Annotated in this window: 18 protein-coding genes; 13 read left to right on the forward strand and 5 right to left on the reverse strand. The window is 38.7% G+C overall.

All coding sequences use genetic code 11. From position 1 onward, the window contains the following. Positions 1-140: 140 nt before the first annotated feature. Positions 141-2,165, reverse strand: coding sequence for a 4-alpha-glucanotransferase (locus ABZ559_RS00270; RefSeq protein ID WP_367006760.1), 2,025 nt, complete (start codon positions 2,163-2,165; stop codon positions 141-143). A 277-nt stretch (positions 2,166-2,442) separates the two neighbouring features. Between ABZ559_RS00270 and hisS the strand changes: the two genes are divergently transcribed. Next, the gene (hisS, locus tag ABZ559_RS00275; protein ID WP_018376082.1) at positions 2,443-3,720 is read left to right on the forward strand and encodes a histidine--tRNA ligase; all 1,278 of its coding nucleotides are present in this window, start codon (positions 2,443-2,445) and stop codon (positions 3,718-3,720) included. Positions 3,721-3,749: 29 nt separating this feature from the next. On the opposite strand, the gene ABZ559_RS00280 is transcribed toward hisS, so the two are convergent. Together ABZ559_RS00280 and ABZ559_RS00285 are read right to left on the reverse strand one after the other, a co-directional pair. After that, the gene (locus ABZ559_RS00280) at positions 3,750-4,073 is read right to left on the reverse strand and encodes a hypothetical protein (RefSeq protein ID WP_367006762.1); all 324 of its coding nucleotides are present in this window, start codon (positions 4,071-4,073) and stop codon (positions 3,750-3,752) included. A 12-nt stretch (positions 4,074-4,085) separates the two neighbouring features. Further along, on the reverse strand, positions 4,086-4,493 hold the full coding sequence (locus tag ABZ559_RS00285) for a helix-turn-helix transcriptional regulator (RefSeq protein ID WP_026217173.1): 408 nt from the start codon (positions 4,491-4,493) through the stop codon (positions 4,086-4,088). A 244-nt stretch (positions 4,494-4,737) separates the two neighbouring features. Here ABZ559_RS00285 and aspS point away from each other — a divergent pair, with 244 nt between their 5' ends. The 4 genes from aspS to ABZ559_RS00305 all read left to right on the forward strand — a co-directional run bounded on the left by aspS (position 4,738) and on the right by ABZ559_RS00305 (position 9,352). Continuing rightward, positions 4,738-6,486 (forward strand): aspartate--tRNA ligase, encoded by a 1,749-nt coding sequence (gene aspS, locus ABZ559_RS00290; RefSeq protein WP_277291202.1) that lies wholly within the window; start codon positions 4,738-4,740, stop codon positions 6,484-6,486. Then, on the forward strand, positions 6,482-7,420 hold the full coding sequence (locus ABZ559_RS00295; protein ID WP_367007666.1) for a YitT family protein: 939 nt from the start codon (positions 6,482-6,484) through the stop codon (positions 7,418-7,420). Before aspS ends, ABZ559_RS00295 begins: the two co-directional genes overlap by 5 nt. A 15-nt stretch (positions 7,421-7,435) precedes the next feature. After that, positions 7,436-8,317: a YitT family protein gene (locus ABZ559_RS00300; RefSeq protein ID WP_367006764.1), complete on the forward strand. Its 882-nt coding sequence runs from the start codon at positions 7,436-7,438 to the stop codon at positions 8,315-8,317. Positions 8,318-8,479: 162 nt separating this feature from the next. Then, positions 8,480-9,352, forward strand: a complete 873-nt coding sequence (locus ABZ559_RS00305) for a YitT family protein (RefSeq protein WP_273403276.1) — start codon at positions 8,480-8,482, stop codon at positions 9,350-9,352. Between the two features lie 55 nt (positions 9,353-9,407). Here ABZ559_RS00305 and argS read toward each other — a convergent pair whose 3' ends face one another. Beyond that, positions 9,408-11,099: an arginine--tRNA ligase gene (gene argS, locus ABZ559_RS00310; protein ID WP_367006765.1), complete on the reverse strand. Its 1,692-nt coding sequence runs from the start codon at positions 11,097-11,099 to the stop codon at positions 9,408-9,410. Between the two features lie 614 nt (positions 11,100-11,713). On the opposite strand from argS, the gene argR reads away from it, so the two are divergent. The 8 genes from argR to ABZ559_RS00350 all read left to right on the forward strand — a co-directional run bounded on the left by argR (position 11,714) and on the right by ABZ559_RS00350 (position 19,603). Further along, on the forward strand, positions 11,714-12,151 hold the full coding sequence (gene argR / locus ABZ559_RS00315) for an arginine repressor (protein WP_018376074.1): 438 nt from the start codon (positions 11,714-11,716) through the stop codon (positions 12,149-12,151). Next, the gene (locus tag ABZ559_RS00320; protein ID WP_018376073.1) at positions 12,148-12,498 is read left to right on the forward strand and encodes a YlbF family regulator; all 351 of its coding nucleotides are present in this window, start codon (positions 12,148-12,150) and stop codon (positions 12,496-12,498) included. Before argR ends, ABZ559_RS00320 begins: the two co-directional genes overlap by 4 nt. After that, positions 12,488-15,043, forward strand: coding sequence for a DNA mismatch repair protein MutS (gene mutS / locus ABZ559_RS00325; protein ID WP_367006769.1), 2,556 nt, complete (start codon positions 12,488-12,490; stop codon positions 15,041-15,043). The genes ABZ559_RS00320 and mutS overlap by 11 nt, the downstream gene beginning before the upstream one ends. A 122-nt stretch (positions 15,044-15,165) precedes the next feature. Further along, a complete protein-coding gene (gene mutL / locus ABZ559_RS00330) occupies positions 15,166-17,109 on the forward strand; it encodes a DNA mismatch repair endonuclease MutL (protein ID WP_367006772.1) in 1,944 nt (647 codons plus the stop codon). 1 nt (position 17,110) lies between these two features. After that, on the forward strand, positions 17,111-17,701 hold the full coding sequence (gene ruvA, locus ABZ559_RS00335) for a Holliday junction branch migration protein RuvA (protein ID WP_367006774.1): 591 nt from the start codon (positions 17,111-17,113) through the stop codon (positions 17,699-17,701). A gap of 215 nt (positions 17,702-17,916) precedes the next feature. Continuing rightward, positions 17,917-18,480, forward strand: a complete 564-nt coding sequence (locus tag ABZ559_RS00340; protein WP_018376069.1) for a DNA-3-methyladenine glycosylase I — start codon at positions 17,917-17,919, stop codon at positions 18,478-18,480. A gap of 74 nt (positions 18,481-18,554) precedes the next feature. Further along, on the forward strand, positions 18,555-18,965 hold the full coding sequence (locus tag ABZ559_RS00345) for a helix-turn-helix transcriptional regulator (protein ID WP_018376068.1): 411 nt from the start codon (positions 18,555-18,557) through the stop codon (positions 18,963-18,965). 134 nt (positions 18,966-19,099) lie between these two features. Beyond that, the gene (locus ABZ559_RS00350) at positions 19,100-19,603 is read left to right on the forward strand and encodes a CPBP family intramembrane glutamic endopeptidase (protein WP_367006776.1); all 504 of its coding nucleotides are present in this window, start codon (positions 19,100-19,102) and stop codon (positions 19,601-19,603) included. 159 nt (positions 19,604-19,762) lie between these two features. Here ABZ559_RS00350 and ABZ559_RS00355 read toward each other — a convergent pair whose 3' ends face one another. Continuing rightward, positions 19,763-20,611 (reverse strand): helix-turn-helix domain-containing protein, encoded by an 849-nt coding sequence (locus tag ABZ559_RS00355; RefSeq protein WP_018376066.1) that lies wholly within the window; start codon positions 20,609-20,611, stop codon positions 19,763-19,765. Between the last annotated feature and the right edge of the window lie 599 nt (positions 20,612-21,210).

Raw genomic sequence — 21,210 nt, forward strand, 5'->3', positions numbered from 1 at the left:
GGTTGCATCTTAGACACCACACCAATGCCAATAGTCATACTAATGGTATTGAGTATTCTCGTTTTTATGTTCTAATCCTAATTAAGAGGCTAGGCAAAAAGTCCAGCCTCGCTTCTCAAAGTTCGTGTCAATATTTCTTTCTAGTAAACATGATGGTACGATCGACGTGTTGTGTGAGAGAGCTCAGAAATCTTTCCGATTAGGTCTGTTTTTTGTAAAAGCTCCTCTAATGGCAGATGAATACGATAATTCCAGTTGTTTAATGGATCGCTCGGATCATTAATACGCTCACTGTTGATATCAGCGATAGTTGTCTCTGGAGCTAAAGCAAATAAGTCTTGTAAGGGGACTATAACCAGCATGGCATTTGAGTTAAAATGTCTTCGGATAATTTCACGAATCACATCATGATTAATAGGATGTGGTGCTGGCCCATACCAGTGTAGAACGTTGGAATAATAATTTTGGCTATTTTCGTAGTCTTCTTCCCACCACTGTCTAAGCGTAGCGGTATCATGAGTGGATGGTGTAGCAACGCAGAGGTAATCTAAGTTATCAAGATTTTGAACAAATTGACTAGGATCACTAGGCATGCGTTCCACAGCCAGACTTAAAATTTTCAGCTCATCCATCACCTCTGGGACGGTTGTAGGAACCATGCCTAGATCTTCTCCACAAGCAAGCATATCTGTCGAAGTAACCAAAGCGGGTAATTTTTCGAATGCCTTTTCTTTCCAGAAATGGTTGTTGCGGTTGTAGTAATAGTCATCGTGCATCCATCGCAGTGTTTGTTGAACATTATGGCCAAATTCTGCAAAGGAAATTGTATCCATGAGTTCAATACGTGGGTGATAAAGATTTGGGTTTGCATGGTCTTTGATAAAGACAACATTCTCAGTCAACTGATAGAGACCTTGACGAATATTTTCATCAATATCTAATTCTTGTAACACACGTTGATCTTGGAATTCAGCTTTGATCTCATAATTTTCAAAACCGATGTAGTTGAGGTAATTTTGAATAACCATGTCGCGATTATCGCGACCAAAGATACGATCAATCACCCAGTCCTTAATAAAAGGTTGAGTGAAGCGAGCATCTCCCCCCCAAGAACGATAAGGAATACCAAAATATTCAATTTCCTCGACGGTGAATCCTTTAGCGGGTGTAAAATGACCTAGCAGACCACGAACAGAGGTCTCAGGAATTTCCCAGATACGGAAGAATCCGAGAATATGATCCAAACGGAAGGCATCAAAGTAGGTTGCCATAGTTTTCAAGCGATCTTTCCACCATTGAAAATCAGTTGCTTCAATAGCAGACCAATTATAGGTTGGTAGCGCCCAGTTTTGTCCAGTGGTTGAAAAAGCATCTGGTGGAGCCCCAGCTTGCATGTCCAGATTAAAGAGGTCAGGATTTTCCCATGCATCAACTGAATAGCGTCCAACGCCAATGGCGATGTCTCCTTTTAGAGTAATTCCCAAAGAATGACAATAGTCACTAGCTTCTAAAAGCTGCTGATGGAGCAAATATTGCAAATAAAATTGAAAATTGATGAAGTCGCTGGCCTTGTCATCCTGACAGAGACTTTCAAAAATTTCTTGGCTAAATTTCTCATAACCCGCCCATTGGTCAAAATCTTTCGTTTCAAATGTTTCTAGTAAATAATTGAAGGTGGCATAAGCAGGTAACCAAAATTGTCTGTCTTTAACAAAAGTCTTAAAAGCAATGTCAGTGAGTAGATCCTTTTTTACAGCATCAAAAGCTAGGCGGGCATATTTTAATTTTCCAGTGATAACAGCAGCATAATCTGTTTCGCTAAGTTCATTGAGATGTTTCTTCTCTGCCTCGTAGTTTTTAAGCGTCTTCGTATCTAAATATTTAATAAGAGGTTCCAAATCAAGATAAATAGGATGAAGAGCAAATACCGAGATGGCTGTATAAGGAGAAGAATCCTTAGAAGTTTTTGTTACAGTTGTGTCATTAACTGGCAACAGTTGAATCAGATCAAGCCCAGCCTGATGACAGAAATCGGCTAATAATTTAATGTCACTAAATTGACCAATACCAAAATCACGGTCGCTTTTTAATGAAAAAACAGGTATAGCAGTACCTGTGTGATAAGCCTTTTCTCCATATGGTCTAAATGAAAAATTAGTAGCCATAAAATCTCCCCCAGCAAGCGTTTTCTTTGTTTTAATTATACCCTTTCAGGGTCTTAATTGCAATAGAATTGTAACAGAAGATGAGAATTTCATAAAAATGGCTCACCTACGTTTATAAGATGCTTTTTTTATGTTAAAATAGAAAAGAATTTAAGTGAAAGGTGAGGGTTAAAAGGGTGTTTTTGAGAAAAAACACAGTCTCCACAAGGAAAATACAATCATTATGTAGAAAAATGTTACTGTTTTAGCTAGTAGGAGACATCCTTTATATCATAAAATGAAACTTCAAAAACCTAAAGGAACTCAAGACATTCTGCCAGGACAATCAGAAAAATGGCAGTATGTAGAAAATGTTGCACGTGAAACATTCAAAAAATATAATTATGGTGAAATTCGTACGCCATTATTTGAACACTACGAAGTCATTTCGCGCTCAGTGGGCGATACGACTGACATCGTAACAAAAGAAATGTATGATTTTTACGACAAGGGGGATCGACACATTACCTTGCGTCCAGAAGGAACAGCACCAGTAGTGCGTTCATATGTGGAAAATAAACTTTTTGCACCAGAGGTTCAGAAACCTGTCAAAATGTATTATATTGGCTCGATGTTCCGCTACGAACGTCCGCAAGCTGGTCGTTTACGTGAGTTCCACCAAATTGGCGTGGAGTGCTTTGGTTCCAGCAATCCAGCTACAGACGTTGAAACTATTGCCATGGCTTACCAACTCTTCACAGAACTTGGTATTAAAGATGTAACCCTGCATCTCAATAGTCTAGGGAATACGGAAAGTCGACTAGCTTACCGTCAAGCTTTGATTGACTATTTGACACCGTTGCGTGATTCTTTGTCAAAAGACAGCCAACGTCGCTTGGATGAAAATCCTCTACGCGTGCTGGACTCTAAAGAAAAGGAAGATAAGGTTGCGGTGGAAAATGCTCCGTCAATCTTAGATTATCTTGATGAAGATAGCCAAACTCATTTTGATGCTGTGCGTAGTATGCTAGAAGTTTTAAATATTCCTTATGTCATTGATACCAATATGGTACGAGGTCTAGATTACTATAATCACACCATTTTTGAATTTATCACAAAAGTTGACAAATCTGAACTCACTATCTGTGCTGGTGGTCGTTATGATGGATTGGTAGAGTATTTTGATGGACCAACTACCCCAGGATTTGGTTTTGGACTAGGTTTAGAGCGCCTTCTTCTCATATTGGAAAAACAAGGTATTGAGTTACCGCTTGAGCAAAGTCTGGATGTCTATTTGGCTGTTTTAGGGGATAAGGCTAATAGCAAAGCTTTAGAGTTAGTGCAAGCTATCCGCCATCAAGGGTTCTCAGCAGAGCGTGATTACCTTGAGCGCAAAATCAAAGCGCAATTCAAATCAGCAGATTACTTCAAAGCAAAAACGATTATTACCCTAGGTGAAAGTGAAATTGAGGCTGGGCAAGTAACACTTAAGAATAATAAGACACGTCAAGAGATCACCGTTGGATTTGAAGAAATTAATAGCAATTTTGCTGAAATTTTTAAAACATTAGTATAAAAATCAGCTAGACTTGTTCTAGCTGATTTTTAGTGGTAAAAGCAAATACCGATAAGAAATAGAACTGCGCCAATCACTTCAAAGATAAATGCCGCAATTGCTTTCTTTTTACCTTTTTGAAAGGCTAGAAAGTCATCATCGGAGAACGCCTCTCTGGGATGTTTTTTTCGTGTAAGAAGATAAAGAATAAGCCCTTCGCTATGTTGACCGCTAATAGAAAACCAGGCCCATAATTTAGGTTTCTTGATATGGCGATACTGGGCATCAAGGTAAACGACTTGAAAAACTTGATATGTCAAATAGATACCTGAGAGAATAATAACGCTACAACCAAGACTAACAAATAAAAGCATGTAAATCACCTCTTAAATGCGATTGATAATTTGGTAAAAAAGGAAAGTTGTACTTGCTAAAGCAATTAAGAAGCAGGTGAAAAGCAAAGTAGTATTTTGGGTAATGAGGCTATTAAACAAAATAAATGCAATTAAAATAATGATATTTAAAATAATAGCCGTTAATAAGCGCCGATTACTAGCGACAGTATTAGTACTTTTTGATAAATGTTCAATCATAGCTTTGTCTCCTTTCAGAAGTTGATCAAGGCTAATTTGGTAAAGCTCACTTAGTGTAATAAGGCTAACGATATCAGGATATGACTTATTATTCTCCCAATTAGAAATTGTTTGGCGAGAAACTTGAAGTTGTTGAGCTATTTGTTCCTGTGTTAGCCCTTGTTTGTTACGAGCCATCTGCAGTTTTTGTCCAACATTGATATTTTCTGTCATATTAACCTCTCCTTTTCTCACCCTTAGTGTAAAAGATTTCATCCCGTTTGTCTATCAAATATTGTTGACAACTGTGGTTTTCGAGTGACAAAATTTTTTGACAAGCCTGTTTTAACAAATTAGCTCTGCTATTTCTTTAAAAATCTAAAAAAGTCCCCACAATGGGTGGGGTTTTTGTGTGCTTTCTGCTATAATAGATGGGAATGAATATTTTAGATGGAGAATGTATATCATGGAACGTACAATGTATGCTGGTCGCGTTCGCGCGACACATATCGGACAAGAAATCACGTTGAAAGGCTGGGTGGGTCGTCGTCGAGACCTCGGTGGGCTGGTTTTCATTGACCTTCGTGATCGTGAAGGGATTATGCAGTTGGTCATCAATCCTGAGGAAGTTTCTGCTGATGTTATGGCAACTGCTGAAAGCTTACGTAATGAATTTGTAATTGAAGTAAGTGGACAGGTTGCTGCGCGTGAGCAGGTAAATGCTAACTTGCCAACAGGTAGCGTTGAGTTGAAAGTATCTGCCTTAACTATACTAAATACAGCTAAAACAACGCCTTTTGAAATTAAAGATGGTATGGAGGCTAGTGATGATACCCGTTTACGTTACCGTTACTTAGACCTTCGACGCCCAGAAATGCTCAGTAATTTTAAATTACGTGCAGCCGTAACACATAGTATTCGTAACTACCTAGATGAGTTGGAGTTTATTGATGTCGAAACACCGATGCTGACCAAATCAACACCAGAAGGTGCGCGTGATTATTTGGTGCCAAGCCGTGTTAGTCAAGGTCATTTTTACGCGCTTCCACAAAGTCCGCAAATCACCAAGCAACTTTTGATGAATGCTGGTTTTGATCGCTATTACCAAATTGTTAAATGCTTTCGTGATGAAGATTTGCGTGGAGACCGTCAACCTGAGTTTACACAAGTTGACTTGGAAACATCATTTCTTTCAGAGCAAGAAATCCAAGACATTACAGAAGGAATGATTGCTCGTGTTATGAAGGAAACCAAAGGGATTGATGTTACACTGCCATTCCCACGTATGGTATATGATGATGCCATGAATAACTATGGTTCAGACAAACCTGATACTCGGTTTGATATGCTTTTACAGGACTTGACAGACATTGTCAAGGAAGTTGACTTCAAAGTTTTCTCAGAAGCACCGTCGGTCAAAGCCATTGTTGTGAAAAATAATGCTGATAAGTATTCTCGCAAAGCTATTGATAGATTGACAGATGTTGCTAAACAGTATGGTGCTAAAGGGCTAGCTTGGGTTAAATATAATAATAGTTCCTTAAATGGTCCAATTGCTAAGTTCTTGACAAGTATTGAAGGCAAGTTGACAGCAACTTTACAACTTGAAGAGAATGACTTAGTTCTTTTTGTAGCAGATACGCTTGAAATCGCAAATGCGACACTGGGTGCTTTGCGGACGCGTATTGCTAGAGAGCTCAACATAATTGATGGCTCGAAATTCAACTTCCTTTGGGTTGTAGACTGGCCGATGTTTGAATGGTCAGAAGAGGAAGGACGCTACATGTCTGCCCATCACCCATTCACTTTGCCGCAAGCTGAAACAGCGCATGAGCTTGAAGGTGATCTCGCTAAAGTTCGTGCAGTCGCCTATGATATCGTTTTGAATGGCTATGAACTTGGTGGTGGAAGTCTACGGATAAATCAAAAAGAATTGCAAGAACGTATGTTCAAGGCTTTAGGCTTCTCAACTGAAGCAGCTAATGAACAATTTGGTTTCTTATTGGAAGCTATGGACTATGGTTTTCCACCGCATGGTGGCTTGGCGATAGGTCTTGATCGTTTTGTTATGCTACTTGCTGGTAAGGATAACATCCGTGAAGTGATTGCCTTCCCTAAAAATAACAAAGCTTCTGATCCAATGACTCAGGCACCAAGTGTCGTTTCAGATAAACAGTTAGATGAATTAGCATTATCAATCGATAGCAATGATTAAAAAAGCATCTTTATACAAACGAAGTAAGTTTGTCATTAGCCGATGGGCAAAAAAATTCGGATTGTGGCGTACTCTTCGGAGTATTTCCAAAGAAAAATATGCAGAGAAGTTTTCCGCTTCTCTCTTTTATGGCTTGATGTCGGCAATTGCGGTCAATTTCTTTTTTCAGCCAGGTCATGTCTATTCAAGTGGTGTTACTGGACTAGCACAGGTGGTGTCAGCTCTGAGTCACCATTTGCTTGGATTTACCGTTCCTGTATCGCTGACTTTTTATGCAATCAACCTCCCACTTTTAATTTTGGCTTGGTATAAAATTGGTCATAAATTTACAATTTTCACTTTTATAACAGTAACCATGAGTTCGCTTTTCATCCAAATTATGCCACAGATTACGTTGACAACAGATCCGCTCATCAATGCAATTTTTGGTGGTTTGGTCATGGGAACTGGGATTGGCTATGGCTTAAAATCCCGAATTTCAAGCGGTGGAACTGATATTGTTAGTTTGACAATCCGTAAAAAAACAGGTCGTGATGTGGGAAATATCTCTCTTATGGTTAATGGACTTATCATGATTTTTGCGGGTCTTTTATTTGGTTGGCAATATGCTCTTTATTCGATGGTTACCATCTTTGTCTCTAGTCGTGTGACGGATGCGCTTTTCACCAAACAAAAGAAAATGCAAGCCATGATTGTCACAAGCAATCCAGATCGGGTTACGCGTAAAATTCATAAGCAACTCCATAGAGGTGTTACTTGTATCAATGATGCTGAAGGAACGTACAATCATGAGAAAAAAGCAGTGCTAATCACTATTATTACTCGTGAGGAATATAATGATTTTAAGCACCTCATGTTAAGGGCAGACCCAAAAGCCTTTGTTTCCATAGCTGAAAATGTCCATGTTATGGGACGTTTTGTTGACGTTGATTAGAAATGGTAAGGGAAAATGCAGATTGATTATACATTTCGTCTGAAAAATTTTATCTTCATTGCGTTAGGCGCAGCCATCTATGCCTTTGGCTTTGTTTATTTTAACATGGCAAATAAGGTTGCGGCGAACGGGATTGCTGGTTTAACGCTTGTTTTTCATGCTCTGTTTGGGGTGAATCCAACGTACTCGGGGTATCTTATCAATCTTCCGCTGGTTATTTTAGGAGCTTATCTCTTTGGTCGAAAAGCTATGGTTTACACACTTGAAGGTATCGCTTCGCTTTACTTTTTTATCTGGCTCTTTCAGAAAATTCCTTTAGTCGTTGATTTGCAACAGGATTATTTGGTTGTCTCTTTGATTGCGGGAACCATAGCAGGGCTAGGTGGTGGTATTGTTTTTCGATACGGTGGAACAATTGGTGGGTCTGATATCATTGCTCGTGTCATTGAAGATAAGTTTGGAATCCAGCTTAATCAAGCCTTGCTCGGATTTGATATTTTTGTGATGATACTATCATTGACCTACATTACCATTCCCCAGATGATGTATGCCTTGATTGCTAGTTTTATGTACAGTCAAGTGGTTAATATCATTCAAAACGGTGGCTATTCTGTACGTGGTATGATGATTATTTCAGATCAAGCTCCAGAAATTTCTCAACAGATTATGGAAAAACTTGGACGAGGGGTTACTTATCTTAAAGGTGAGGGAGCCTATTCTGGAAAAGAAAAGCAAGTCATGTATGTGGCGATGAGCCCGCAGGATGTGAGAGAAACCAAGGACATGATACGAGAGTTAGATCCGATGGCTTTTGTTTCTGTCTTTAGCATTGATGAAGTCATGAGTCCAGAGTTCGTGGCTGCTAGGAGCAAATACAAGCGTCCAATAAAAAGATAATAATTAAACCGTGTTAGGCAATGGTCTTTTGTAGTATCTTTATAGTTTTCAGCTTTATTACCAAACTTTAATTGGAAATTGATCTAGAAAAAAACGATTTGAAAAATCATAAAAGCTGAGCTGGGTGACTATAGTTGAAGAATAGTGATAAGGTGAGGTAATATGGAAAAAGAAATTTTAACGAAAACGAAAGAGTTGCTTCTCATTGCTCTGGGGATAGCCATTTATACATTTGGTTTTGTTAAATTCAATATGGCTCACGAACTAGCAGAAGGTGGAGTTGCAGGTGTGACCTTGATTATTCATGCCTTGTACCGTATCAATCCAGCCTACTCTTCTTTGGTTTTTAATATTCCACTTTTTATCTTAGGGGCAAAAGTTCTTGGGAAAAAGTCTTTAGCATTAACGATTTATGGGACGGTACTCATGTCTATTTTTATTTGGATATGGCAGTGTGTCCCAATCGAAATTCCCCTTCGTAACGATATGATGTTAGTGGCTATTGTAGCTGGGCTTTTTTCCGGAGTTGGAAGTGGTTTAGTTTTTCGTTACGGAGCTACAACAGGAGGTACCGATATTATTGGTCGAGTAGCAGAAGAAAAAATGGGCTTTAAACTGGGACAAACTTTACTGTTTATTGATGCTATCGTCTTACTAGCTTCGTTGTCTTATGTAGATTTACAACATATGCTTTACACTTTAATTGCAAGTTTCGTTTTCAGCCAAGTTCTAACAATTGTCCAAAATGGTGGTTACACTGTTCGTGGTATGATTATTATTACGAAAAGGTCTGAAGAAGCTGCAGAAGCAATTCTTAATGAAATAAATCGAGGAGTTACCTATTTAAAGGGACAGGGGGCATATTCGGGAGCGGATTTTAATATTCTTTATGTTGTCCTTAACCCCAGTGAGGTGCGTGATGTTCGGGGAATAATGGCAGAACTTGATCCCGATGCCTTTATTTCTATTATTGATGTTGATGAGGTAGTTTCTTCTGATTTTAAGATTCGACGAAAAAATTATGATAAAAGTTAGAATATAAAAATCCCGAATTCATTTGAATTTGGGATTTTTGAAATATCTTTTATTATTACATCTCATCAGGTGCTTGAACACCAAGGAGTCGTAAAGCTTCTTTTAGAACAGTTGCGGTTGCGTAGCAGAGAGCTAGGCGACTATCACGCTCAGAGCTTTCGTCAAGAATACGAGTATGAGCGTAATATTTGTTAAAGGCCTGTGCTAGGCTGATGGCAAATTTTGCTATGATTGATGGTTCGTAATTGTCAAAGCTACGGTTGATGATGCGTGGGAAGTCTTGAATTAGCTTTATAATTTCCCAACTTTCAGGGTCATTTAAACTGTAAACTTGGTTGACAATTGGTGTAAAGCTGGCTTTTCGTAAAATAGATTGGATACGGGCATGAGCATATTGAACGTAAGGTCCGGTTTCGCCTTCGAAAGATACCATGGCTTCTAAATCAAAGTCATAACCGTTCATACGATCGGTTTTAAGGTCATAAAACTTGATGGCTCCCACTCCAACTGCATGAGCAACGGCTTCTTTATTTACTAGATTTGGATTTTTTCCTTCGATCTGTGCTTGAGCACGGCTGACAGCTTCAGCAATGGTTGGCTCAAGGAGGATAACATTACCCTTGCGGGTCGAGAGTTTCTTACCACCCTTTGTTACAAGCCCAAATGCTACATGGGTCATATCATCTGACCAATCATAGCCCATTTCTTTTAGAACTGCTTTTAACTGTTTGAAGTGAGCAGCTTGTTCGTTTCCGACAACGTATATGGCCTGTGCGAAATCATAAGTACGTTTGCGATAGAGGGCTGCAGCTAAATCACGAGTGATGTAAAGTGTTGCCCCATCTGATTTTTTTATAAGAGCTGGGTGTTCAATGCCGTACTTTTCAAGATTAACCACTTGTGCACCTTGTGACTCTACTAGCAAGCCTTTTTCTTCCAGAAGATTCACTATTTCGTCCATCTTGTCGTTATAAAAGGCCTCGCCATTATAGGAATCAAAGGAGACATCAAGCTCTTTATAAAGACGATTGAATTCAACTAAGCTTTCGTCACGGAACCATTGCCAAAGTTCGGTAGCCTCTTGATCGCCTGCTTCAAGTTTTCGGAACCACTCACGTGCCTCTTCATCAATCGTAGGATCTTTTTCTGCCTCGGCATTGATACGGACATAAAGTTTTAGCAATTCTGAAATCGGATTAGCTTCAACGGCTGCCTTATCACCCCACTTTTTATAGGCTACGATAAGCATTCCGAATTGTTTACCCCAATCACCTAGGTGATTGATACGGACAGGTTTATAGCCAAGTTTCTCAACGACATTAGCCAAACTATCGGCAATGACAGTGGAGCGCAAGTGACCGATAGAGAAGGGTTTAGCGATGTTTGGGCTAGACATGTCAAAGGCGATATGACGTCCCTGTCCTAAATCTTGCTGACCGTAGTTCCGACCTTCTGAGATGACCTGTTTAAGGACATCGGCTGAAACTTTGGATTTATCGAGGAAGAAATTAATGTAAGGACCAACTGCTTGAACCTTTTCAAAAGCAGAGGTATCAATCTTCTCGGCGATTTCAGTAGCAATCATCTGAGGTGCTTTACGTAACACTTTTGCCAGAGAAAAGGCAGGGAAGGCAAAGTCTCCCATATCAGTATTTTTAGGTTTTTCGAGTAGTTTTAAGATATTATCTTGCTCAAGTTCGGGAACAACTTTAGCAATTTCTTGGGCAATGAGTATTTTGGTATCCATGAAAGTCTCCTCATAATAGTGTAGTCATACTATTTTATCATAAAAAAGCAGAGCTGTAGAGCCAGAAAACGTTTAAAAAAGATAAAATTCAAAAAAGTAAACTCTTAGATTTCTAAACCTAAACAAAAATTGTATTTTCTTGTAAGAAGTTGATATTAGGTAGGTAAACATAATTAACGATAAAATAAAAATACTCATACTCTTCGAAAATCAAAATTATCCGTTGTCAACTTGCCTTGATGAACTCAAGTTCTATCGTCGGCTTCGTTTCCTAGGCTACTTTTGATTTTCATTGAGTATCAGACCTTTTCAAAGCTCTTGACCTGATGAAATTTGAAATACAACACGTTGAAATATTGATTTTCTTCGAAGTTACCATTTATACTTTCCGAAGGAAATCAAACTCAGACGGCTGTTGCTTTATTTGATGAAAACAGTTCTATCTGCAATTATGTCGTCTAGTCTGGTTTTGATTTTCATTGAGCATTAGAACTGTTTTTGAAAATTTAGGGTAAGTTTTACGTGACTTCTCTTTTAAAGAACAATAGATAGATGAAAAAAAAGAAAATTTTTGGTATAATTTTAGGGATAATTATACTAAACGAGGAAAATAAATGAATAAAATTAGTCGACAAAATTTGATAAAACGTCTGATTCAGTCGGGACAAATTGGTACTCAAGAGGAAATCAAGAAAAAATTGCATGAGGAAGGAATTGATGTAACTCAGGCAACATTATCACGTGATTTGCGTGAAATAGGTCTGCTCAAGTTGCGTAATGCTGAGGGGAAACTCTATTATAGCCTCGCAGAAACAAGTAATAGTAGTTTTAGTTCGGCAGTAATTCCCTATATTTTGAAGGTTGCGCGCGCAGGCTTTATGCTAGTATTGCACACAAATTTGGGGGAAGCAGACGTCCTTGCTAATGTCATTGATAGTGATGGAGTTCCAGAGGTTCTGGGAACAATTGCTGGCGCAGACACTCTCCTTGTGATTTGCAAAGATGAGGAGATAGCTCAAAAATTTGAGCAGGAGTTATCGGCGACACTATGAGTAATTACGAAGAGGCTGTTTTACGGCTGGCCGAAGCTGTTCAGCATCATGAAAGTGTTCAATCTTTTCAGAAAGTTGAACAAAAACTGAAATCTTATCCAGAATTAAAACATTTAGTACATAAAATGAAAGCTCATCAACAAGATGCTGTGCTATTTAAAAAAATTGATAAGCAAAAGGCAGAACATGAAGCGGATAAGCAAGCGCAGCAAATTCAGAAAGACCTTTTAGAGCTTCCGATTGTTCAGGATTACCGTAGTAAGATGCAAGATGCAAGTGATCTCATCCAGTATGTCACTAAACGTATAGAAGACAGAATTAATGAGGAGTTAGTCAATGGCAAATGACAAAATTTCTCCAGGAATGCAACAGTATTTGGATGTCAAAAAAGATTATCCAGATGCTTTTTTGCTTTTTCGTATGGGGGATTTTTATGAATTATTTTATGAAGATGCGGTTAAGGCTGCTCAGATTTTAGAAATCAGTCTAACTAGCCGAAACAAAAATGCAGAAAATCCAATTCCGATGGCGGGGGTTCCATATCATTCGGCGCAACAATACATTGATGTGCTTGTGGAGATGGGTTATAAAGTTGCTATTGCAGAGCAGGTTGAAGATCCTAAAAAGGCTGTTGGCGTGGTTAAACGTGAAGTGGTACAAGTTATCACACCAGGGACTGTTGTTGATTCTACTAAACCAGACAATGCCAATAATTTTCTTGTGGCTATTGACACTGATGGCCAAATGTTTGGTTTGGCTTATATGGATGTATCAACGGGTGAATTTTTTGCCACAAACTTGAACGATTTTGCAGCTGTTCGCAGTGAAATTCAGAACCTTAAAGCTCGTGAACTTGTTATCGGTTATGATCTATCAGAGGCAGATGAGCAGGTGTTAGTAAAACAGATGAATTTACTTTTATCAGCTGAAAAAGATCGTTTTGACGATGTACACTTGATTGACACTAACTTGACAGAAGTGGAGATCTCAGCAGCTGAGAAATTGCTCTGCTATGTTCATAAAACACAAAAACGTGAACTCAGTCACTTACAGAAGCTTGTTCATTATGAGATAAAAAACTATCTGCAGATGTCTTATGCAACAAAAACAAGTTTGGATTTATTAGAAAATGCAAGGACAGGAAAGAAGCATGGTAGTCTCTATTGGTTGCTAGATGAGACTCAGACTGCAATGGGGATGCGTCTTCTGCGAAATTGGATTGATCGTCCATTGGTAAATTTGGAGAGAATTCTTGAGCGTCAAGACATTATTCAAGTTTTTTTGGATCATTTTTTTGAGCGTAGTGATTTATCGGAAAGCCTTAAGGGTGTTTATGACATTGAACGACTGGCTAGCCGTGTTTCATTTGGAAAAGCTAATCCCAAAGATCTCCTTCAATTGGGAGATACCTTGGCACGAGTTCCCTTGATAAAATCGATATTGGAATCTATCGGCGCACCTGAACTTGATAAGCTTGTCAACCAACTTGATACGTTACCTGAGTTAGAAAGCCTTATTCGTTCAGCCATTGATCCAGACGCTCAAGCGACAATTACTGAAGGAAATATTATTAGGACTGGCTTTGATGATACCCTTGATAAGTATCGAAAAGTATTACGTGAGGGGACAGGTTGGATTGCAGAAATTGAGGCAAAGGAGCGTCAGGCTAGTGGAATTAGCACGCTTAAAATTGATTATAACCGCAAAGATGGATATTATTTTCATGTGACCAATTCTAATCTTTCGTTGGTTCCAGATTATTTTTTCCGTAAGGCTACTTTGAAAAACTCAGAACGGTATGGGACTGCTGAACTAGCTAAGATTGAAGGAGAGATGCTAGAAGCACGTGAACAGTCAGCTAGTTTAGAGTATGATATTTTTATGAGTATCCGTGCACAGGTTGAACGCTATATTACGCGTTTACAAGACCTTGCCAAAGCAATTGCTACTGTTGATGTACTGCAAGGTTTAGCGGTAGTAGCTGAAAATAACCATTATGTTCGGCCAAGTTTTAATGATACCCATCGTATTAAGATTGAAAATGGGCGTCATGCAGTTGTTGAAAAAGTTATGGGAGTGCAGGAGTACATTCCAAATACCATTGTTTTTGATGAGAATACTAGTATTCAGTTAATCACAGGTCCAAACATGAGTGGGAAATCCACCTATATGCGTCAGTTGGCCTTGACGGCTATCATGGCTCAGTTAGGCTCCTTCGTAGCAGCTGACAAGGTTGATTTACCGATTTTTGATGCAATTTTTACGCGTATTGGTGCAGCTGATGATTTAATTTCGGGGCAATCAACTTTTATGGTTGAAATGATGGAAGCTAACCAAGCTATTAAACGCGCCAGTCAAAATTCTTTGATTTTATTTGACGAGTTAGGCCGCGGGACAGCAACTTATGATGGTATGGCACTAGCTCAATCTATCATTGAATATATTCACAATTATATTGGTGCCAAGACGATGTTTGCAACTCACTATCACGAATTGACAGAGTTGTCAACGGAGTTGACGCAACTTGTCAATGTTCATGTGGCAACTTTAGAAAATGATGGCGAAGTGACTTTTCTTCATAAAATTGCAGAAGGTCCAGCAGATAAATCCTATGGTATCCACGTTGCCAAGATTGCTGGTCTCCCTGGAAAGCTTCTTGAGCGAGCAGATTCAATTTTAAGCAATTTAGAATCTAATGCTGTTCAATTACCGATTTTAGAAGATTCTAAGACTTCTTCCTTTTCAAAAGAAATGAATAGAGTGGAGCAATTATCCTTGTTTGAAGAGAATACTGATCAGCAGGTTATAGCAGCCTTAAGAGCTGTTGATTTGATGAATCTAACTCCAATGGAGGCTATGAATACTATTTATGAATTGAAAAAGTTGTTGTGATGATTGACGATAAATTGACAGTTGTGACAAGAACAATGATAAGTTGACAAGGTGGAGAATGGCTTTATGAAAAGTCTCCGCCTTTTATGTTATAATAGGTTTGACATAAAGTGAGGACTACTATGACAAAAATTATTGAACTTCCAGAAATTCTAGCCAATCAAATTGCAGCTGGTGAGGTAATTGAACGCCCAGCTAGTGTTGTGAAGGAGTTGGTGGAGAATTCCATAGATGCAGGGAGCACACAAATTACCATTGAGATTGAAGAATCTGGTCTCAAACTCATTCAAATTACGGATAATGGTGAAGGAATTGCAGCTGATGATGTAGCGCTTAGTTTGCGTCGTCATGCTACTAGTAAAATTAAAAGCCAGTCAGACCTTTTTCGCATTCGTTCACTGGGCTTTCGTGGTGAAGCCATTCCTTCAATTGCTTCTATCAGTTCCTTTACAGTGAAAACAGCAACAGCTGATGAACCACATGGAACCTTATTAGTTGCAAATGGGGGCAAAATTGAAAAACAGGAAGTGACTTCTACACCAGTCGGAACGAAGATTACTGTTAAGAATCTCTTTTTTAATACCCCTGCCCGTTTAAAATACATGAAAAGTTTGCAGGCAGAGTTAGCTCATATTGTAGATGTAATAAATCGGCTTGGTTTAGCTCATCCTGAAGTGGCTTTTACCCTCATTAGTGCTGGACGTGAGTTGACAAAGACAAGTGGAACAGGTGATTTACGTCAGGCTATTGCTGGAATCTATGGGCTCAATACGGCTAAGAAAATGATTGAAATTTCAGCAGCTGATCTTGATTTTGAGGTATCAGGCTATGTCAGTTTACCAGAATTGACACGAGCAAGCCGTAATTATATTACAATCCTTATCAATGGTCGTTACATCAAAAATTTCTTACTTAATCGTGCTATTTTAGATGGCTATGGGTCAAAGCTGATGGTGGGACGTTTTCCTATTGCTGTGATTGATATCCAGATAGATCCATATTTGGCAGATGTCAATGTTCACCCCACCAAGCAAGAAGTTCGTATTTCCAAGGAAAAGGAACTTATGCAGCTAGTTAGTTCTGCGATTGCCCAGAGTCTAAGGGAACAAGACTTGATACCAGACGCTCTTGAAAATTTAGCCAAATCTAGCACACGAGGTTTTCCAAAACCTGAACAGACAACCCTTCCTCTCAAACAAAGCAAACTTTATTATGATAAAGAACGAAACGATTTCTTTATGAAGTCTGATGTGGTTGAGGAGACGACTGCTCAATTTGATAAGGTTGACGCTGTTGTCAACGAAATTGACACTGAGCAACCTACCCAAAACATCAAACATGCCAAGCGCCCAGCAGATGAAGCAGTGGGTGAGCACGAAAGTCTGGATTTTAAAAATAAGGCAAAGATTAACCGGATGCTTGATAATTTGGAAAATGAAGAACAGTCCAGCTTCCCAGAATTGGATTACTTTGGCCAGATGCATGGCACCTATCTTTTTGCTCAAGGAAATGGCGGTCTTTATATCATTGATCAGCATGCTGCACAGGAGCGTGTTAAGTATGAATATTATCGTGACAAAATTGGGGAAGTTGACAGTTCTTTACAGCAGTTGCTAGTGCCTTATCTTTTTGAGTTCTCAGGAGCGGACTTTATTAGTTTGCAAGAAAAGATGCCAATGCTTAATCAGGTTGGCATCAACTTAGAGCCCTATGGCAATAATACGTTCATTCTGCGAGAACACCCTATCTGGATGAAAGAGACTGAAATTGAGGCTGCTGTCTATGAAATGTGTGATATGCTTCTTTTGACCAATGATGTTTCGGTAAAAAAATATCGTGCAGAGTTGGCTATTATGATGAGCTGTAAACGTTCCATTAAGGCTAATCATAGTTTGGATGATTATTCAGCACGTAATTTGCTTGTGCAGCTTGCTCAGTGTAAAAATCCATACAATTGCCCTCACGGTCGTCCTGTTCTAGTCAACTTTTCTAAGTCTGATATGGAAAAGATGTTTCGCCGTATTCAAGAGAATCACACCAGTCTAAGAGAATTAGGAAAATATTAACATGTACGATTATATCAAAGGAAACCTGACTAAGATTACTGCAAAATACATTGTTGTGGAGGCATATGGTCTGGGTTATATCATCAATGTCGCTAATCCCTATAGCTTTTCTGGTCAGATGAATCAGGAAGTGCAAGTTTATCTTCATCATGTGGTGCGGGAAGATGCACAATTACTTTATGGTTTTCACACAGAGGATGAGAAGCAAGTCTTTCTCAACCTCATCTCGGTTTCAGGTATAGGTCCGACAACTGCGCTAGCTATTATTGCTGTGGATGATAACGAAGGCCTTGTTAATGCTATTGATAATAGCGATATCAAATACCTGTCTAAATTTCCAAAGATTGGCAAAAAGACTGCCCAACAGATGGTTTTGGATTTAGCTGGCAAGTTTGTAGAGCTTCCCGTGGAAAATGGCAAAGCTTCTAAGGCTTCTTCAGCTAATAATGAGCAACTAGAAGAAGCTATGGAAGCCCTTCTAGCTCTAGGTTATAAAGCCAACGAACTCAAGAAAATCAAAGCCTTTTTTGAAGGTACCACTGAAACCGCTGAACAATATATCAAGTCCAGCTTGAAAATGCTGATGAAGTGAAGGTATAAGGAGCGTTAAAAGGACAAAGTGACAATGGGAAATCTGACGAAGAGCCAAGAAGTTTTAGAAAGACTTATCTTTTTCACACAGTCCTTAGCTTCGTGTTTAGTTAGTAACGTGCTAAGAAATCTGTAAAGTCCACAAAACTAAAAAGGTGTCCAATTGATAAAATTTGGCTTTATCAATCACCTACCAGCACTGAAGGAAAAAATATCATGACAAAACGTTGTACTTGGGTCAAGCTGACCAACCCTCTATATATCGCCTACCATGATCAGGAGTGGGGGAAACCGCTACATAACGAACATGATTTATTTGAATTGCTATGTATGGAGACCTATCAGGCGGGTCTTTCCTGGGAGACCATTCTTAATAAGCGTCAAGCTTTCAGAGAAGCCTTTCATGGCTATGATCTTAACAAGGTGGCCACTATGTCAGATGCAGAGTTGGATGAGATTTTACAAAACCCCAATGTTATCCGCAATCGTCTGAAAATCTACGCCACCAGAGCTAATGCACAGGCTTTTCTTCAAGTTCAAAAAGACTTTGGTTCTTTTGATCATTACCTTTGGTCCTGGGTAAACTTTACACCGCTTGACAACTCTGTCAAGGATTACAGGCAGGCTCCGGCTAAGACAGATTTGTCTGAGAAATTATCCAAAGATATGAAGAAGCGGGGCTTCAAATTTACGGGGCCGGTCTGTGTCTATTCCTACTTGCAAGCAGCGGGGCTCGTCAATGATCATGAAAATAGCTGTCATTGGAAAACGTCACTGTAAAAGGATTTTGACAATAGTAGTCAAAGGATTTTATCCTGCATCATTTTCAAAAAAGCGTAAACTGGAGAGGTAAGATGACCATTGGTAAAATAATTAAACAGCTAAGAAGTGTACACAGTCTATCCCAAGAAGATTTGGCAGAGCAATTAGGTGTTTCACGCCAAACGATTTCTAATTGGGAGAATGATCGAACGGTGCCTGCCTTAGATTACATGAAAAAACTGTGTGAAGAATATCAGCTATCCTTGGATCAGTTATTTCGCTTAGAGACAAATGAAGTAGGAAAGACCAAGCTGTCTAAGCGACTGCTTTTCTACCTAAGCGTCCTGTTTGCTTTTCTCTTTCTCTTACCATTTTCAGAGAGCAGTCTGTCGTCCTTGATATTTATCTTCACCGCTATCGTGATTGTTTTTGCCTCTTGGGATCTTGCACGATTACTATTCAAAGAGGTGGTATTATGGTACTCCCGAAGAAAGAAACTCTAGTCTTTTTCTTCCTTTATACGTTTATTTTTTTACTGAATGGCTACCAGCTTCTCCCTAGAGCAGTATGGGATCCATTTCAACTTGCTACCTATGTCCTTCTGGCCCTCCTAGGTCTGCATGCATGGAGGAGAGAGTTGGCAGACAAGCTAGGATGGATTGTTCAGCACAAGTGGAAGTCCTGTCTTATTCTGCTTCTTGGCTATGTCTTGGCAATATGCTGTGATGGGATATTTTCTCTGTTTCTGGGCTACTTGCAGGAATTGGCAGGTGGTACAGTAGCTATGATAAATGAAGGGAATATAGGGAAGATACTTCAGCTCTACCCCGCATGGATGATTATTCCTATTGTGGGAATCCTGGGTCCTGTAGTTGAAGAGTTGTTTTATCGGCAATTTTTAGCAAGTTACCTAGAGGATAGGTTTGGTAGGGTAGCGGCAATAAGCCTGTCTGGTTTGCTATTTGCTGCTAGTCATTTGCATAGCTGGGAATTACGGGAAGTGATAGGTTTGCTGGGCTATCTAGGTTCAGGCTTGGTTTACTCAGGTTTATTTTTAAAAACCAATCGGAATATCTATTTTTCAAGTCTGCTACATATTTTTAGCAATACCAGTTTGCTCCTTGTTTATTATCTGCAATAAAGAAGATTTCTTCAAAAAACTTACAAGATAAGGATATAAGAAAGCTACCGCCAAGTTTAATCTCATACTCTTCGAAATCTAACTCGGACGTTGTTGCCTTGTTTTGATAAAGATGATTCTATTTGGGATTGTATCACCTCGTCTGGTTTTCACTGAGTATCAGCGGTAGTTTTTGATTTCTTTTTCAAGCACTTCTAGTAATTGAGTTTCTTCAGTCAGCCGCAGGAGAGCCCTTCCTCTGTCAATCAGAACATCATCTCCACGGCAAATACCGAGATAAATATAAGCGATAGCCATTACATCGTATTGTTTAATATCTTTTGCAACAAGTAACAGTCGGGAACTAATGTCTTCACAGTTATCTTTTCTATCATGATGTAGATAAAGTTTGGCAATGTTAGCTAGCAAATTAACTTCCAATGGTTTAATGTTTCTGTAGTATTGATATTTTTTTAGACTGCGAAGTAACTTATCAGTAACTAAAGGCAGATAGTCAATAGGATAGCTGTAAAGAATAGTTCCTAAAAGCTTAATGTCATTTTCATACCATTCATCTTGTTTTTCAATATAATTCCAAATACGCCGTGTAGCTTCTAAAAATTCTTCACTAGATTTAGAGAGCCCGTGCTTTCGTAGATGGATGACAATAGTCAGCGTATCGTTGATGTGTTGAATTGGAACATCATGGTGTGTTTTTAGATACGTTAGACAATCTTTTTGGATACCTTCTAGTTCTGTGGTGTCAGTTGAGGATGTATGGTTATATATTTTGTTAAAAATAAGCTGCTTTTTACTAGGCTGATAATAATTGCAAATATAGCGGAACTCTTCCAAACTCATATCAATCTGATTAAGTAGAAAAATCATGTTTTCAATGTTTGGCACACGCTCGCAGGCTTCGATTTTTGACAGACTAGTTCGGGAAAGTTGATTACCACAAACTTCTTTTTGTGATAGTCCTTTGGATTTTCTGATTTTCTTGTAAATGGCTCCAAAATCCCAACGCATAAAAACTCCTCCAATAGTGTGACAAAAGATTACATTTTATAAAAACAACTTATTTTTATGCTAGTATTATAGCATAAAATATGGAGGTAGAAAGATGAAAAAATTATTATCGCAGTTTGTGTTGCCTTTATCTGCTGTTGTACTATTTACTAGCTTGCTATCTGAAGATTGGTGGAGATGGCTATGGCCGTTTTAAATTATAATAGAAAAAGGGAGGAGATGAGTCCAATGGGATAGGAAACTTAATATATTGTGTTAATTCAGGATACTGTCTGATTATCCTAGAAAGACAAGTTATAAGAAAAGTCAATAGTTTCGTCTGAAATAATTCTTGTTTCAATTTGGCTAATTTTAGAGTCAGCCAAAGAACCTTTGAAAAAGCCAATTTTTTCAAGGGATTACGTTATTAGCTATCGTTGTTTATCTCACTTTTTCTCATCAATGAGATGTTGCTTTTGAGTAGATGAATATGTCTGGTAAGAATTTTCAACACACGAGATAAAACATCTATGCGTTATCAAACTCATTACCAATTGAAACAAAAAGCTGTGGTTAGAGCCTTTTTGAAATCGTCAAACGATTGGAGCAAAAGAACTAAT

This window comes from Streptococcus sp. ZY19097 (assembly GCF_040731245.1).
GTDB classification, from domain to species: Bacteria; Bacillota; Bacilli; order Lactobacillales; family Streptococcaceae; genus Streptococcus; species Streptococcus orisratti.